13 protein-coding genes and 1 pseudogene are annotated in these 13,909 nt (G+C 69.2%); 5 read left to right on the top strand and 9 right to left on the bottom strand.

Going from position 1 to position 13,909, the window contains the following annotated elements:
- Positions 1–45: 45 nt before the first annotated feature.
- A complete protein-coding gene (locus AB5J55_RS41880) occupies positions 46–384 on the bottom strand; it encodes a MerR family transcriptional regulator (protein WP_369275642.1) in 339 nt (112 codons plus the stop codon).
- A 1,135-nt stretch (positions 385–1,519) separates the two neighbouring features.
- Between AB5J55_RS41880 and AB5J55_RS41875 the strand changes: the two genes are divergently transcribed.
- Positions 1,520–1,705: a DUF6207 family protein gene (locus AB5J55_RS41875; protein WP_369275641.1), complete on the top strand. Its 186-nt coding sequence runs from the start codon at positions 1,520–1,522 to the stop codon at positions 1,703–1,705.
- 746 nt (positions 1,706–2,451) lie between these two features.
- Here AB5J55_RS41875 and AB5J55_RS41870 read toward each other — a convergent pair.
- Entirely contained in the window at positions 2,452–3,060 is a 609-nt protein-coding gene (locus tag AB5J55_RS41870; protein WP_369275640.1) for a TetR/AcrR family transcriptional regulator, read from the bottom strand.
- Between the two features lie 43 nt (positions 3,061–3,103).
- Here AB5J55_RS41870 and AB5J55_RS41865 point away from each other — a divergent pair, with 43 nt between their 5' ends.
- Positions 3,104–3,535 (top strand): VOC family protein, encoded by a 432-nt coding sequence (locus AB5J55_RS41865; protein WP_369275639.1) that lies wholly within the window; start codon positions 3,104–3,106, stop codon positions 3,533–3,535.
- A gap of 6 nt (positions 3,536–3,541) precedes the next feature.
- Here AB5J55_RS41865 and AB5J55_RS41860 read toward each other — a convergent pair whose 3' ends face one another.
- On the bottom strand, positions 3,542–4,471 hold the full coding sequence (locus AB5J55_RS41860; protein WP_369275638.1) for a LysR family transcriptional regulator: 930 nt from the start codon (positions 4,469–4,471) through the stop codon (positions 3,542–3,544).
- A 71-nt stretch (positions 4,472–4,542) separates the two neighbouring features.
- Between AB5J55_RS41860 and AB5J55_RS41855 the strand changes: the two genes are divergently transcribed.
- The 3 genes and pseudogenes from AB5J55_RS41855 to AB5J55_RS41845 all read left to right on the top strand — a co-directional run bounded on the left by AB5J55_RS41855 (position 4,543) and on the right by AB5J55_RS41845 (position 7,343).
- Positions 4,543–5,430, top strand: coding sequence for an SDR family NAD(P)-dependent oxidoreductase (locus tag AB5J55_RS41855; protein ID WP_369275637.1), 888 nt, complete (start codon positions 4,543–4,545; stop codon positions 5,428–5,430).
- A gap of 62 nt (positions 5,431–5,492) precedes the next feature.
- Positions 5,493–6,422 carry an SDR family NAD(P)-dependent oxidoreductase gene (locus AB5J55_RS41850; RefSeq protein WP_369275636.1) on the top strand — a complete coding sequence of 310 codons (930 nt, stop codon included), beginning with the start codon at positions 5,493–5,495 and terminating at the stop codon, positions 6,420–6,422.
- Between the two features lie 77 nt (positions 6,423–6,499).
- Positions 6,500–7,343: pseudogene (locus tag AB5J55_RS41845) on the top strand (IS5 family transposase).
- Positions 7,344–7,364: 21 nt separating this feature from the next.
- Here the strand turns inward: AB5J55_RS41845 and AB5J55_RS41840 are convergent.
- The 6 genes from AB5J55_RS41840 to AB5J55_RS41815 form a co-directional block, all read right to left on the bottom strand.
- Positions 7,365–7,688 carry a hypothetical protein gene (locus AB5J55_RS41840; RefSeq protein ID WP_369275635.1) on the bottom strand — a complete coding sequence of 108 codons (324 nt, stop codon included), beginning with the start codon at positions 7,686–7,688 and terminating at the stop codon, positions 7,365–7,367.
- A 371-nt stretch (positions 7,689–8,059) separates the two neighbouring features.
- Positions 8,060–8,959 (bottom strand): LysR family transcriptional regulator, encoded by a 900-nt coding sequence (locus tag AB5J55_RS41835; RefSeq protein ID WP_369275634.1) that lies wholly within the window; start codon positions 8,957–8,959, stop codon positions 8,060–8,062.
- A 162-nt stretch (positions 8,960–9,121) separates the two neighbouring features.
- Positions 9,122–9,979, bottom strand: a complete 858-nt coding sequence (locus AB5J55_RS41830) for an NAD-dependent epimerase/dehydratase family protein (protein ID WP_369275633.1) — start codon at positions 9,977–9,979, stop codon at positions 9,122–9,124.
- Positions 9,980–10,273: 294 nt separating this feature from the next.
- The gene (locus AB5J55_RS41825; RefSeq protein ID WP_369275632.1) at positions 10,274–10,747 is read right to left on the bottom strand and encodes a hypothetical protein; all 474 of its coding nucleotides are present in this window, start codon (positions 10,745–10,747) and stop codon (positions 10,274–10,276) included.
- 293 nt (positions 10,748–11,040) lie between these two features.
- On the bottom strand, positions 11,041–12,387 hold the full coding sequence (locus AB5J55_RS41820; protein ID WP_369275631.1) for a VCBS repeat-containing protein: 1,347 nt from the start codon (positions 12,385–12,387) through the stop codon (positions 11,041–11,043).
- A 260-nt stretch (positions 12,388–12,647) separates the two neighbouring features.
- Positions 12,648–13,517: an IS5 family transposase gene (locus AB5J55_RS41815; protein WP_369275630.1), complete on the bottom strand. Its 870-nt coding sequence runs from the start codon at positions 13,515–13,517 to the stop codon at positions 12,648–12,650.
- Positions 13,518–13,909 lie beyond the last annotated feature (392 nt).

The following is a 13,909-nucleotide window of genomic DNA, read 5'->3' as shown; positions in this document are numbered from 1 at the left end:
AGCATGCGCAGGACGCACTCGCGAAGTCCCAAGAGGTCGCAGGTCTCAGCTGTCTCCGGTCACGGCCTTCGAGTCGGCGGCGCGGCGGTATTCGGCGTTGAGGCGCTGGGCTTCTTCGAGCTGGTCCTCGAGGATCACGATGCGGCAGGCGGCCTCGATCGGGGTGCCGTGGTCGACGAGTTCGCGGGCGCGGGCGGCGATGCGCAGTTGGTAGCGGGAGTAGCGGCGGTGGCCGCCTGCGGAGCGCAACGGGGTGATGAGCCGGGCGTCGCCGAGGGCGCGGAGGAAGTTCGGCGTGGTGTTGAGTAGTTCGGCGGCCCGGCCCATGGTGTAGGCGGGGTAGTCGTCGTCGTCGAGACGGCCGTACGAGTCGTCTGCTGTCATTGCACCTCTCTGTGGAACGCGTTGAGGGGCCCTGGTGCCTTATGGCACCAGGGCCCCGAAGGAACTGCTACACCATCTGCCGGCCCTGGTACTGCGCCGGCCTTCTGTTTCCGCTAGCCCGACCGAGGATGCTGTCGGGGGCGCGGGGATCGCGGTTGCCTGACCGGAGACCACCTCACTATCGATGTCCTGCGGTACCCGGGCTCAGCGACTGCGCCCGGGCGATCCTGATGGCGCGGGGCTCCTCCGTTCTTCCCTCGGTGGTGTACTGCCTTGCACTACTGGTGATGCGAACTGCTGGTGACCTGACTAAGCGTCACCCTTCGGCAGCCAGCCCCGTCGCCTGTCCTGCGTCTGCTCTGGCTCAGAACCCCACTGCCGAACTTCCCGGTGCGCGCGTCCGCAGCCGACGCCTTCACCGAGGTGCTGCTCACTGACTTCACTGCTGGGTACTGCGAACTGCATTTACTGAACTGCTACTGCGGTACTGCTCACGGCGGCCCCTGATCACTGCGGGCCACCCGATGCGGTCGTCAGCCCCGTCGCCGTCCTGCAACAAGCCTGGCTTCGAAACTCCACCACCGCACCGTCCTGCGCACTGCAACTACATGTACTGCTGGCCGGCAGTTCATCTCTGCCAGGCCCTGCTGGATCTCTGGGCTACGAGAGAAACCATAACTACACCACCGTCCAATGTCTACTCCGGCCGACATAGATTTCCGCGTGTTCGACTGCAAGGTAATCGGCCTCGAACAACGACCAGGGCGGGCGTACAACCCTCCGGCTTGACCTTGGTGCCGTCCTCCAGCTGCTCTACGTAGGCCCGTGGGGCCTTCACTGCTCCTGTCGAGCACCAAGAGCCGCCGACAAGCTCCAGGCGCTGACCTCCCTTGGGCTGGAGGGGGCGGCGTGAGTGGTGCAGGCCCGGCTCGCAGAGCACTGACGCGGAGCACGAGGACAAGCCTTCCAGGGCCGGTTGGCCCTCGACGACTTCGCCGTTCCCGCTGTAGGGCGTGCAGCCGTCAGCCCGACCGCGCTCACGCCCCATCCTGACGAACGGATGGTGCCCCTACTCGGTCGGGTGAAGCCGCCGAAGTGGAAGAACTTCTGCAGGCGGCGACGCGTCGTGCCGTGCATGAGGCCGACCGACGAAGCACACGCAGCAAAGCCGGGGCCGGCCGTGGTGGAGGTCGCGGCCTGCGACGACCAGACCGCGCTGGCCATCCAGGAGCAGCTCGCCGCGCGAAGGCAGCCCGGTGAGCCCGGTATACGGCTGCGCTGCTTCCCGGACCTCCGGCAGGAACCTGACTCAGGGTCCTAACTAGACGCAGGGACCAGACCCGGCGACCGGCTGAACTCCGCTGGATGCTGTCAGCGGCAGCATGATCGGCCCGTAGCCGGTCTCAACCTATGGGGGCGGCCCAAGGGCCGTCGCATCACGCGCACCTACGCCCTCCATCATCACCAACCCGCACGGCTGATATGCAGGTCACTGATGTCAGACGAACACGGCGCAGGCACCAGTTGTGACTGAGCACTTCAGTTGGCCTGCTAGCGGTGCAGTCGGCCCGGGTGTGCGCTGTTGTTGTCCCGCAGGTGTGATCTTCGGCGCCGTTTCAGGTACTGGTCGCTCGGGCCGAGCGGGGCTGGGTGCGGACGGCAGGCAGCCGGGCGCTGTCTTCCGCTCCGGCCAAGCTATCGCCCAGGGCCAGGAGCGAGAGGATCCGCACCGGCCGGCCTGCTGTGGCAGCGGCCTCCACTTTGTGGTGGCCGTCGGCGGCGGAGCTGCGCCTTGCCATCCAGTGCCACGCTCTCAGGCTGGTTGTGGGGTCTCAGGGGTCGTGTCCTACGGCGCTGCCGCATCCTGCGGCCTGAGCTGACGTCTCACGCCGTGTCCCGGACGCAGAGTCTCACGGGCGTGTCCGAATCCTCGGACCGGCGCTCAACCGAGGTGACGGCGACCTGATCGGCGTCCTGACACGGGTTCTATCGCGGCCGACGAGCACCATCCGCATCGCAGTCGGGGATCAGGGCGATCGGCGTGGAGAGTGCTGGCGCAGGAAGAGATCAGGTGTCGCTCTGCCGCGCGATGTCCCGGGCCGTGCGGGCAGCCTTCTCCTCCGTGGCGGCGAGAGCCTCGCCACCCATGCCGAACAGGCCCTGCCGAAGGAACACGGCAAGCCCGTGGGCGGCGCCGGCGACGCGGAGCAGCAAGTCGAATGCATCGTCCTCGTCCGGGGCAAGGCGGCGGGACGTGGGGAGAAGCAGGCTGGCGACCTCGTCGCCGGCGGCGGCCAGTTCGTTGAACCGGGACTTGTCCAAACCCGCGTGGAACGTGATGTCGAACAGGGCCGGTTCCTGTGCGGCGAAGCGGACGTAGGCGGACGCAAAGGCCGCGAGCTGCTCCACCGGGTCTTCGCTGCTGACCAGGGCTGCAGCGAATCGGTCCCGTTGCTGGCGGTAGCCCTGCGTGGCGAGTTCCGCAAGCAGCGTTTCCCGGTCGGCGAAGTGTTTGTACGGCGCCGCGACACTCACCCCTGCGCGGCGGCTGGCCTCGGCCAGGGTGAAGCCGTGCGGACCTCGCTCGGCGACCAGTTCCAGGGCTGCTCGCAGCAGGGCGTTGCGCAGGTCCCCGTGGTGACGGCCGGTGGGGCGCCGCTTGACAGGAGGGCTCATGAAGCTAAGGTTAACATCACTTACCAGGTAAATGGTATTAACCATGGGAGTTGCCATGACAGCTGTTTGCTTCCATCACGTCAGCCTCTCGGTCGCCGACCTGGCCGCTCAGGAAGCTTGGTATGGCGATGCCTTCGGGCTCACCGAAGCGGAGGAGCGAATCGAGATGCCGGAGGCGGGCGTCCGCACCGCTGTGCTGAGTGACGGGGCCGGGCTGCGTGTGGAGTTCGTCGAACGTTCCGGTTCGAGCCCTGTCGCGCACGCCGATCCGTTCGCGGCCACCTCCGCGCAGACCTTCACGCACCTCGCGCTGCAAGTTCCAGATCTGGACGCGGCGTTTGCGCGCCTGACCACGGAGTGCGGTGCCGGGGCGGTGTCGCCGCCCGCGCCCGGAGCGACCAAAGGGATGCGCTACGCGTACGTCACTGACCCGGAAGGCAACCTCCTCGAGCTGATCGAAACGGCAGAGGGCTGACCACCATCAAGAGGCATCAGGCCTACCGGAGCTGAGGGCCGCCGTACGCAGGGCCGCCGCCACACGAGTCACCGGCTCGTTCGGCGCCTGAGGCGGGCGGGCGAGAAGCAGGCGTCGCTGTTCCTGGGGGCCGCCGCGGACCGGCAGGATGCGGACTCCTTGCGGTGCGGCGGAAACCAGCACTGCGGGCACCGTGGTCAATCCGCAGCCCGCGGCAACGAGTTGGAGCTTGGCGAGCCAGTCGCGGGCGATGTGGGCGATCTCTGGCCGTTCGTCCAGTCCCGGCCACACTCCCATCAGACGGTCCTCGCCCGAGGCGGAGCTCGCGATCCAGCGCTGCCCGCGCAGGTCGGCCACGTCGACGAAGTCGCCGCGGGCCAGCGGATGCGCCGCGGGCACCGCCAGACACAGGGCGCGTTCGGTGAGCGTCTGCACGGCGAGCGGGGGCGACTCGTCGTCCGGCGGGCGGAACGGCGGGGCCGAGGCGAGCAGGGCCAGGTCGAGGCTGCCGGCGCGCAGGGCGCGCACCAGCGCGGGAGTGCCGCCCTCCCGGCCGACGACCTGAATGCCGGGGTCCGTGTCGCGCAGGGCGGCCAGGGCGCGGGGCACGAGTACGGCACCGGCGCTGGGCAGCCAGCCCAGTCGAACCGTCGCGGCCTGCGCGGGCAGGCCGGACAGTTCGCGTGCGGCCGCGTCGATCTCGTCGAGTACGACCGTCGCGCGGCGCATGACGAGCCGCCCGGCCGCAGTAAGCCGTACGCCTTCGCGCCGCCGCTCGATCAGTTCCGCGCCCGCGGCTCGTTCGATCGCGGCGATCTGCCGGGAGACCGCCGACTGCGTGTAGCCCAGCGACGCGGCGGCGGCGGTGAAGGTCCCCTGCTCGGCGACGGCGCGGAAGACGCGCAGCGCGGTGAGTGACACATCCGTGAAGTCCATGACGTTTACGCATACTAGCCGTGCTGAACTTTCGCTGGACTCATGAACGCGGCGTTCCTAGCGTGGCATGCATGAACGGTTCACGTATCGCCCTCGTCACGGGCGCCAACCAAGGACTCGGCCGCGCTCTTGCCGAAGGGCTGGCGGCCCGCATGCATCCGGACGACCTGGTCCTGCTCACCGGCCGGAACCACCAGCGTGTGAGGAAGGCCGCCCACGAGGTCGGCCTGCTGCCCGGCACCCGGGCCCGCGTCGAGGGCCGTGTCCTGGACGTCACCGACAGCGACGCCGTCGCCGCTCTCGCCGATGACCTCCGCACCCGGCACCAAGGAGTCGACGTCGTCATCTCCAACGCCGTCGCCCGCCTGCTGCCCGAGGAGTCGCAGGCCGAGCGGGCCGACGAGTTCATCGACGTCTCGAACACGGCCACGCACACGATCCTGCGCGCCTTCGGCCCCATCCTGCGGCCGGGTGGACGACTGCTCGTCGTGGCCAGCAGCCTGGGCACTCTCGGCCATCTCGACCACCGCCTGCACCACCTCTTCGACGGCGCGAGCCTGGACCAGGTCGAGTACGCCGTGGAGTCGTGGCGCAGGGCCATCCACCACCGGAGCGCGCAGGAGGCGGGCTGGCCGGTCTGGCTGAACGTGCCCTCGAAGGTGGCTCAGGTCGCGGCCGTCCGTGCGGTCGCCGCCGAGCGCCGTGCCCATGACCTCGCCGCCGGCACGCTGATCGCGTCGGTGTGCCCGGGCATGGTGGACACCGCCACCTCGCGCCCCTGGTTCAGCGACTACAGCCAGGCCCGGACGCCGGCCCAGGCCGCCGAAGCCGTACTCGACCTGGTCTTCACCGAACACGTCGACCCCGCCCTGTACGGCGAACTGGTCCGCTACGGCAAGGCTCTGGACTGGCACGACGGCACGCCCCCGGTGGAGCAGGACCGCATGGTCACGCCCTGAACCCACAGGACCACCGCCACACACCTCAGTACGCGACGCAGTACACGGCAAGGAGTTCACGCATGAGCACCATCACCACTCCCTTCGGATTCTCCAGCACGGCCGCCGAGGTGGCGAAGGGGATCGACCTCACCGGCCGCCGCGCCGTGGTCACCGGCGCCTCGTCCGGCCTCGGCGCCGAGACGGCCCGCGTCCTGGCCGGCACCGGAGCGAGCGTCACGCTCGCCGTGCGGGACATGGCGGCGGGAGAACGCGTCGCCAAGGACATCACTGCCTCGACCGGCAACCGGGACGTTCAGGTCGCCCACCTCGACCTCGCCGATCCGCAGTCCGTCACCGCCTTCACCACGGCCTGGGAGGGCCCACTGCACGTCCTGGTGAACAACGCCGGCGTCATGGCCAGCCCGGAGCAGTACACCGAACAGGGCTGGGAGTGGCAGTTCGCCACCAACCACCTGGGCCACTTCGCGCTCGCCACCGGCCTGCACGACGCGCTGTCCGCCGACGGCAACGCCCGCATCGTCGCGGTGAGTTCCACCGGCCACCAGCAGTCACCCATCGTCTGGGACGACGTCAACTTCGCCTTCCGCCCCTACGACCCCTGGCTGGCCTACGGTCAGTCCAAGACCGCCAACGTCCTCTTCGCGGTGGAAGCCACCCGTCGCTGGGCAGGCGACAACATCACCGCCAACGCCCTGATGCCCGGCGCCACCTACACCAACCTGCAGCGCCACACCGGCGGCCGGGGCAGCGGCAGGGTGCCCGCCGAGCTGATCAAGACGGTCGAACAGGGCGCCGCGATCTCCGTGCTCCTCGCGACCTCGCCCCTCCTCGAAGGCATCGGCGGCCGCTACTTCGTCGACTGCAACGAGACCGACACCGTCGACCGGCGCACCGGCACCCTGCACGGCGTCGCCCGGTACGCCGTCGACGCGGACAACGCCCGGCGCCTGTGGGACCTGTCGGAGAGCCTGCTCACCCAGGCGATCTGAAGCACCCCCTCCGCCGCGCTCCTGGAGCGTGTCTCCTTGATGAGTGGGTCAGTTGATCGGATGTGTCTGTTCGGTTAATGATCACTGATGCGATGTGGGTCCGGATCGAGCCGTTGATGCCGCCCGATCCGGTCCGTCGACGACGGTGGGCGGATCATCGCCGGACCCTGGAAGCCATCGCGTGGAAGTACCGCACCTGCTCGCCCTGGCGCGACCTGCCAGAGGAACTCGGGCCCTTTCAGACCGCGCACAAACGCCTAATCAGGTGGGCCATGGACGGCACATGGGAACGGATTCTCGCGGCTGTCATTGCGGTGGCGGATGCTGGCGACGACGTGGGCTGGACAGTCTCGGTGGACTCCACCGTCTGCCGGGCTCACCAGCGTTCGGCCGGAGCCAGGAAAAGGGGGCGCCCGGCCGGACCGAGCCAGAGGATCACGCGCTCGGACGCTCCCGCGGTGGGTTGAGCACGAAGGTCCACTTGGCCAGTGACAGCCGGGCACGGCCTCTGTCCATTCACCTCACTGCGGGCCAGGCCGGTGACGCGCCGGCCTTCGAGGCAGTCATGGCCGGAATCCGGATCCCGCGAAGCGGACTCGGCCGGCCAAGAACCCGCCCTACGGTCGTCCTTGCGGATCGCGCTTACTCTTCCCGCGCAATCCGTCGGCACCTCCGTCGACGCGCATCCGTGCCGTTATCCCGCAGCCCGCCGACCAGATCGGCCACCGTCTGCGGCGAGGCCGCGCCGGAGGCCGCCCGCCCGGCTTCGACACTGAGGCATACAAAGAGCGCAATGCCGTCAAGCGGTGCATCGCTCGGATCAAGCAGTGGCGGGGCCTTGCAATGCGGACGGACAAGCTTGCTGTCGCCTACCAGGCCGCACTGCACCTGGCCGCCATCCTCATCTGGACCCGCAGGTGACAGGACGCCGACGTAGCCGGTCTATTGGAGGTCTGTGCTCGGTTGGCGACGCCAGTCCCATCCGGGGTAACGGTCCACCAGCGTGAGGAACTCACTCGCCTGCAGGATCTCGTCGTGGTTGGTGTCGACAAGACCGTCCACGCCAGGCAGGACGTCGCAGAGGAAGGCCCGGGCCGCGTCCATGGACTGGCACGACACATAGACCGCGTACGGTTCGCCGATCCGGGTCCTCACCTGCTCGAGCTCCTCCGGCTCGTAGTCCGCCAGGATCCCGCCGGAGAGGTCGATGTAATACGAGTACCCGTGCTGGTGCAGCCTTTCGTCGCCAGTCACGGGATCCGGCACGAGCTCAAGGGAACGGATTCGCCCTTCAAGCGACGGGCGTTGCTCCGCGGGGACAAGAACGATCACTGATGGCCAGGACACGCGTCTACCTCCCCCTCGACCGTAGTCGAGGTGGAGGACGTGCGCGACGCGCCCGACCGGCCGGGCAAGGAGTTCGTCTTCGTCGCGCGACGTGCATAGATCAGCCACCTGAGGGATCCCGTCGCACAGATCGACGGGGACTCGATCACTTCGCCGAGCAGATCCAGTGGAACGGGCGGCGAAACCCGCGGCACCGGGTGCTGCGCCGACAGCGACGCGGCCGCTCGGCACCGCGAACGCACCGCCCGAGGCCGGAGTCGAGCGGTGCCCCGGTCCGCGTGGAAACCGCCTCAGCCCGAAGACGGCTGCGGTTCCTCGGTGTGGGGCCGGACGAGGGTGGCAGCGGCGGCCTGGACGAAGTCGTGGATGAGGCGGGAGCGGCGGGCCGCCACCCAGGCCAGGGCCACCTCATTGGGGCCGATGCCCTCCACGCGCAGCGGGATCACGTCCGGCCGGGTGTAGAAGTTGGCGGTCGACAGCGGGAGCACGCAGACACCCGCTCCGGCCGCCACCATTTCCAGCTTCTCCTCCACCTGGTGGATCACCGGGACCTCGGGGCGCCGCCCGCCCTGCAGTTCCAGTGCCACCTCGCGCCACTCCGGAACGGCGTTGGGATCCTGCAACAGGTGCTCGGCGGCGAGATCCTTGATGCTCACCGACGTCCTGCCGGCCAAGGGGTGCCCGGCCGGCACCATGACGACGCGGGGCTCCCGGAAGAGCGGACGCATCTGCAGACCGTTGCGGTCAATGGGCAGACGCACGATGCTGACGTCGGCCCGGCCGTCCAGCAGCACCTCCACCTGGTCGTCCCAAGTGGTGCGCAGCAGGCGCACGTTCACGTCCGGATGGTGCGCGGTGAAGGCGACCATGGCCGGGGTGACCGTGATGCCGGGCATGAAGCCGATGGTCAGCGACTGTGTGTCCTGGGCCGCCGATCTCACACGCCTCATCAGTGCCTGGGCAGAGGCGAGCAAGGGCAGGGCGTCCTCCAGCAGCTGCTCTCCCGCCGGAGTGAGCAGCGTCCCGCGGCGGCCACGGTCGAACACCTCCGCTCCGAGATCGTCCTCGAGGCTGCGGATCTGCCGGGACAGCACCGGCTGGGCGATGTGCAGCCGCTCCGCGGCCCGCCCGAAATGGAGTTCCTCCGCCACGGCCACGAAATAGCGCAGCTTCCGCAGATCAAGATCCACCCGGAATCACCGCCTGCTCCGTCGCCACGGCGCACCCGGTCGGTCGGCCGCTGTGGACCATGGCCGTCCCGGACCTCCTCCGGCACGACCATGGCAGTCGATCACCAATCTACCGGGCGAGCGCGCGCCGCCGCAGACGCTGTCGGCCGTGCGCAGGCGTGCTCAGCCACGGGCGAGAACGGCCAGCGGGTCGGTGTGGGTGGGAGTCCAGCCCAGTTCCTCCCTGGCCCGGGCCGGAGTGAGCTGCTGGTCGAGAGCGAAGGCGTCCGCGATCGGGCCCATCTGTTCACGGGCCTGTTCCAGGCTGATCGACGCGACCTTGCCCTCGATGCCCGTGGCCCGGCTGAGCGCCAGGGCGCACTCCTTGGCGGTGGGGTTGACACCGCCGACACCAACGTACACCGAACCCGGCTTCGCCTTGAGGGCGGCGACGTACAGCTCGGCGATGTCGTCGATGTGCACCAGCGCCCACCGGTTGGCCCCGTCGCCGATGTAGGGGATGGCGCCGGCCTCCTTGCCCGGGGTGGTGTAGAAGACGTCGATCAGACGGTTCTCGCCGCCGTACAGCAGGCCGGGCTGTACCAAGACGGGGCGGCCACCGCGCTGGGCGCGCTCAAGGACGGCGTCCTCCACGGACTTGCGCCAGGCGACCAGGGACGGCGGGTTCCACGGCGCGCTCTCGTCCGCCACGCCCTGAGTGTCGCCGTAGACCCAGGTGCCGCCCGTGTGCACGTAGGGGCCGCTGCCGATGCCGTCCTGCATGGCGCCGGCCGCCTCCAGATCCTCGGCACCGGTCTCGGCCTGCGCCAGGTGGACGACGGCCTCCGCACGGGCAGCCGCGGCGTTCAACACGCCGAGGTCCCCAAGCCCGCCCCGCACCGGTGTCGCGCCGAGGGCACGGACGGTCCCGGCGGCGCCGTCGCTGCGGGCCAGGGCATCCACGGTGTGTCCCTGCCGGATCAGTGCGGCGATGGTCGCCCTGCCGATGTAACCGGATCCGCCGGTGAGGAAAACCCTCATCGTCTTAGCTCCTGTCAGTGGCTCGATGTCCTTGCCCCCACAGCCTCCGTCCGGCGACGGCACTCCGTCCAAGACCTCTTTCGACGCCTCTCATACCCGTCAGGCATCACACATGTGCCAGTGGCCGGAGGCACCCATGCTGATGCCCGGCGGGCATCAGCGGAGGCAGGCGGGAGCACGGCACTTCGGCGGGTATGACGGCAGCCCCCTCACCGGGGACAGCACGCGATGCGTCTTCATCGCACGCCGGACATGACCGGCCCGGCCCGGGCACCGGGACGACACCCGGTGTCGTCAGTCGCACAGCGAGCTCTGCACCGTGGGCGGCGGAAGGTACTTCTCCTCGACCGGCTTCGGCGCGGTCCCGGCGATCTCCTCCAGCTGAGCGAGGGTCGACCACCGGCCCGCGGCCGCGCCGCGCTCGATCGCGCGTCGAAACACCTGGGCCACCGCCCAGGCCTCCTGGGTGGCGGGCCGGCGTCCCGGGTGCAGCGGCACACCCAGGTGCTGCGCGAGCTCCTCGAGTCCTCCCTCGACACCGGGACAGGCGGTGCGAGCGAGCTCCGCCGCGTCCCAGCGGATGAGGGAGGCCAGGCGCGGGCACGCGGCTCGCTCGGTGTGCACGCGGACGCTGGCGTACCGGTCGACGTGCTGCGCCAGCTCATGGACCACCGGCAGTTGACCACCACTCAACGCTATTACCGGGTCGGCGATCAGCGCCGCCGTGAGGCCGTCGACAGGGTCACCGCGAGGCAGTTCGACCGGCACGGCAACCGGATCTGGCGGAGGGCGAAGGCCCTGCTCGACTCCGAGCACGCCCGCCGCGCGGTCGGGGAGGTCGCGGTGCCGTACGGGGTGTGTACCGAGCTGCCCCCAGGACCCCCGCCATGGGTACGGCCCTCGGCGTTGCTGTCGGGGCTCCGCCCCCTGTACCCCCGAACGGGGCCCGGTTCAGGGGCGAAGCCCCGTTTTAGGGGCGCGGGGAACTGCGCGAGCGGCCACGACGCGGCCGCACTCGTACGAACAAGGCGAACCCCAGGCAGCTGGGCGGGAGGCCGGGCCTAGTGGAGCATGCCCCAGATGAGTTCGGTGTCGGCGTCGGTCACACCGGTCGTGGTGACGCCGGACGACGTGCCGGGGAAGCGCAGCGAGCCGTTGATGGCGCCGACGTAGAGGTCGGCCTTGCCGTCGCGGTTGGTGTCGCGGAGGCGGACCGGCTCGCCGAAGCAGTCGTTCCATGCGACGTCGCCGGGGACGCCGGCGGTGTTGCGGGCGAGCCACTGGGAGTTGGTGCCGGTGATCCCGCTCGCGCTGCCGCGCAGGACGTGGACGCCGCCCTCGGTCGTCTCCTGGCTGATCTTCTCTCCGTAGACGCCGATCGCGAGGTCCTTGTAGCCGTCGCCGTTGATGTCGGCGGCCGAGACGGAGGAGCCGAACATGTCGCCGGACTCTGGGGTGCCGGCGACGTTGGTGGTGGCCTGCGTGATACGGACGGCGGTGGCGGGGCCGGTGGAGGAGCCGTACCAGATGGACACCCGGCCCTGGTAGTTGTTGTACATCTGGCTGCCCGCCGCGAGGTCCCCGTAGCCGTCCTTGTTGAAGTCGGCGATCACCGCCTCGCTGGGATCGCCGTAGTTCGTGACGAGGCGCAGGGTCTTGCCCGCGCTGAGCGGGGATCCGCCCTTGATGAACCACGCGTCCGTGCCGAAGTTGTCGGGCTCGTCGGTGATTCCGATGATCACCAGATCGGTCTTGGAGTCCCCGTTCATGTTGCCCGAGACCAGGGACGTGGGCGCGAATCTCGTCGTCTTGTCGTGGCTGGTGACCGAGCCTGCCACACCGGTGCGCGTGATGCTGCGGTAGACGTAGGCCTTGCTCCCGCTGATCGCGGCCAGGTCCTTCTTGCCGTCCCCGTTGAAGTCCCCGGCGGCGAGGTCGCGGCCGAAGCGGGCGTTCGACACCTTGGCACCGGCGTTGGGGATCGCGGTGCCACCCGAGAGGCCGGTCGCGCTTCCCCACAGGATGACGACGCCGCCCTCGTCCGTGCGTCCGTCGACGTCCTCGCGCGACACCGACACGGCGAGGTCCCCGTATCCGTCGGCGTTGAAGTCGGCGGGCACCCGGACGTCGCCGAACTGGTCCTCCGTCTCGTCGGCGCCGGGGACACCGGGGCTGTCCTGGGTGATCAACTGGGTCTGGGTGCCGGGTCCGGAGGCGGTACCGAAGGTGATCCGGACGCCGCCGCCCTTGCTGTACTGCTCGTAGGTGTAGCTGGCGTAGTCGCGGTAGCCGTCGCCGTTGAAGTCGTCCGCGTACCTGGCCGCCGCCGCGGTGGCGGGAGGTGCCGTGAGGACGGGGGCGAGGGACGCCACGAGGAGTGCCGCGCAGGCTGCGGGGCGAATGCGCATGAAGTGTCTCCTGATGATTCTGTGCGACCGCTCCTGTGCCGATTGATGTCTCAGGGACCACAGAGACAGGAGCGGTTGATGATCAGGAGACAGTCGGACGGGGGGAAAGGTTGCAGGCGGCGGAGCCTTGTTTCGGTGGCCGTCGACGGCAGTAGCCCGCCCGGTCCAGTACAGACGTCCCAGGCTCTACGACTGGCTCATCGCGGGCACGCTTGCTCAATGGCTCAACGCGCACTAAGAGGTCGTTTTCTCCCGTTGTTTTATCCCGGGATGCGGGTTTGATCCGGTGATGTCGGGTCGCGCCAGGAGATGGCGTTCTCGCCGGTGAGGCGGCGGGCCATCAGGTCGCTCATGGCGAGGTGGATCATGGCTTCGGAGCGGGCGGGGAGGGTCTCGTAGTCGCGGGCCAGACGGCGGTGCAGCATGAGCCAGCCGTAGGTCCGCTCCACCGTCCACCGCTTCGGGATGGGGGCGAATCCCCTGGTTCCGGGGGCGCGTTGGACGATTTCAAGGTCGATGCCGAGGGTGGCGGCGTGGTCGACGGAGTGCTTGCGGTAGCCGCCGTCGACCCAGACCTTGCGCAGGCTGGGGTGGTCGGTGGCGGCCTGCTCGAGGAGGGGTCGGCCGGCGGTGGAGTCCTGGACGCCGGCCGCGGTGACCAGCGCGGCGAGAAGCAGGCCGAGGGTGTCGGTGATGATGCTGCGCTTGCGGCCCACGATCTTCTTGCCCGCGTCGATGCCCTGTGTCCGGGCGGGGACGGAGGTGGAGGTCTTGACGCTCTGCGCGTCGATCACGCAGGCCGATGGCTGCGTGTTGCGGCCTTCCTGCTGCCGCACCGACTGCCTGAGCAGGCCGTTGAGCTGGGCGAAGATGCCGTCCTTCTGCCACTTGGCGAAGTAGCCGTAGACCGTCTGGTGGGGCGGGAAGTCGTGCGGGAGATAGGCCCACTGGCAGCCGGTGCGGTCCACGTAGAGGATCGCGTTCATGATCTCGCGCAGATCATGCTGGGGCGGCCGGCCGAAGTCCAGGGCCCGACCGCGGCGCTCGAAGCGCCAGGCGGACAGCACCGGCTCGATCAACTCCCAGCGGGCATCGGACAGATCACTCGGATACGCGCGACGGTCGGTCATTCCCTGGACGTACCGCCAGTCGGGGGCGTGCGCCCGGGCGTGCATCCTGCCCCGCAGAAGCACGGCACAGACAGGGGCGTCCAGGGTTGAGACAGGCGCAAGCCAACTCCGACCCCGCACGTCACACCATCTACCCCGACAAACACGACCGACTCAGCACCCTCACCAGCGCCAGATCACCGGCCCACAGAAACCTGGACCGATCACCGCACTACAGATGAAAACGACCTCTAAGAGGTCGTTTTAATCGTGAGTATTGGGCTTTAAGTCAGTTCGTTCTGCCTCTCGATGTGGTGCTGGTGGGTCTGTGATGGCGGTTCTGCTTGGTGAGGCTTGCGGTGCGACGGATGGGGCGGAGGATTGCTTGCGCCTGTCTCATTCAAGGACGCCCG

Origin of the sequence: Streptomyces sp. R11 (assembly GCF_041051905.1) — a bacterium.
Lineage (GTDB): Bacteria > Actinomycetota > Actinomycetes > Streptomycetales > Streptomycetaceae > Streptomyces.
Note: the sequence above shows the minus strand (reverse complement) of the source record. Positions and strands in the feature narration are given on the sequence as shown.

What these genes read in the sequence shown, in the direction of transcription:
- AB5J55_RS41880 (WP_369275642.1), bottom strand. Translation starts at nt 384, where the DNA reads ATGACAGCAGACGACTCGTACGGCCGTCTCGACGACGACGACTACCCC.
- AB5J55_RS41875 (WP_369275641.1), top strand. Translation starts at nt 1,520, where the DNA reads ATGAGGCCGACCGACGAAGCACACGCAGCAAAGCCGGGGCCGGCCGTG.
- AB5J55_RS41870 (WP_369275640.1), bottom strand. Translation starts at nt 3,060, where the DNA reads ATGAGCCCTCCTGTCAAGCGGCGCCCCACCGGCCGTCACCACGGGGAC.
- AB5J55_RS41865 (WP_369275639.1), top strand. Translation starts at nt 3,104, where the DNA reads ATGGGAGTTGCCATGACAGCTGTTTGCTTCCATCACGTCAGCCTCTCG.
- AB5J55_RS41860 (WP_369275638.1), bottom strand. Translation starts at nt 4,471, where the DNA reads ATGGACTTCACGGATGTGTCACTCACCGCGCTGCGCGTCTTCCGCGCC.
- AB5J55_RS41855 (WP_369275637.1), top strand. Translation starts at nt 4,543, where the DNA reads ATGAACGGTTCACGTATCGCCCTCGTCACGGGCGCCAACCAAGGACTC.
- AB5J55_RS41850 (WP_369275636.1), top strand. Translation starts at nt 5,493, where the DNA reads ATGAGCACCATCACCACTCCCTTCGGATTCTCCAGCACGGCCGCCGAG.
- AB5J55_RS41830 (WP_369275633.1), bottom strand. Translation starts at nt 9,979, where the DNA reads ATGAGGGTTTTCCTCACCGGCGGATCCGGTTACATCGGCAGGGCGACC.
- AB5J55_RS41820 (WP_369275631.1), bottom strand. Translation starts at nt 12,387, where the DNA reads ATGCGCATTCGCCCCGCAGCCTGCGCGGCACTCCTCGTGGCGTCCCTC.
- AB5J55_RS41815 (WP_369275630.1), bottom strand. Translation starts at nt 13,517, where the DNA reads ATGACCGACCGTCGCGCGTATCCGAGTGATCTGTCCGATGCCCGCTGG.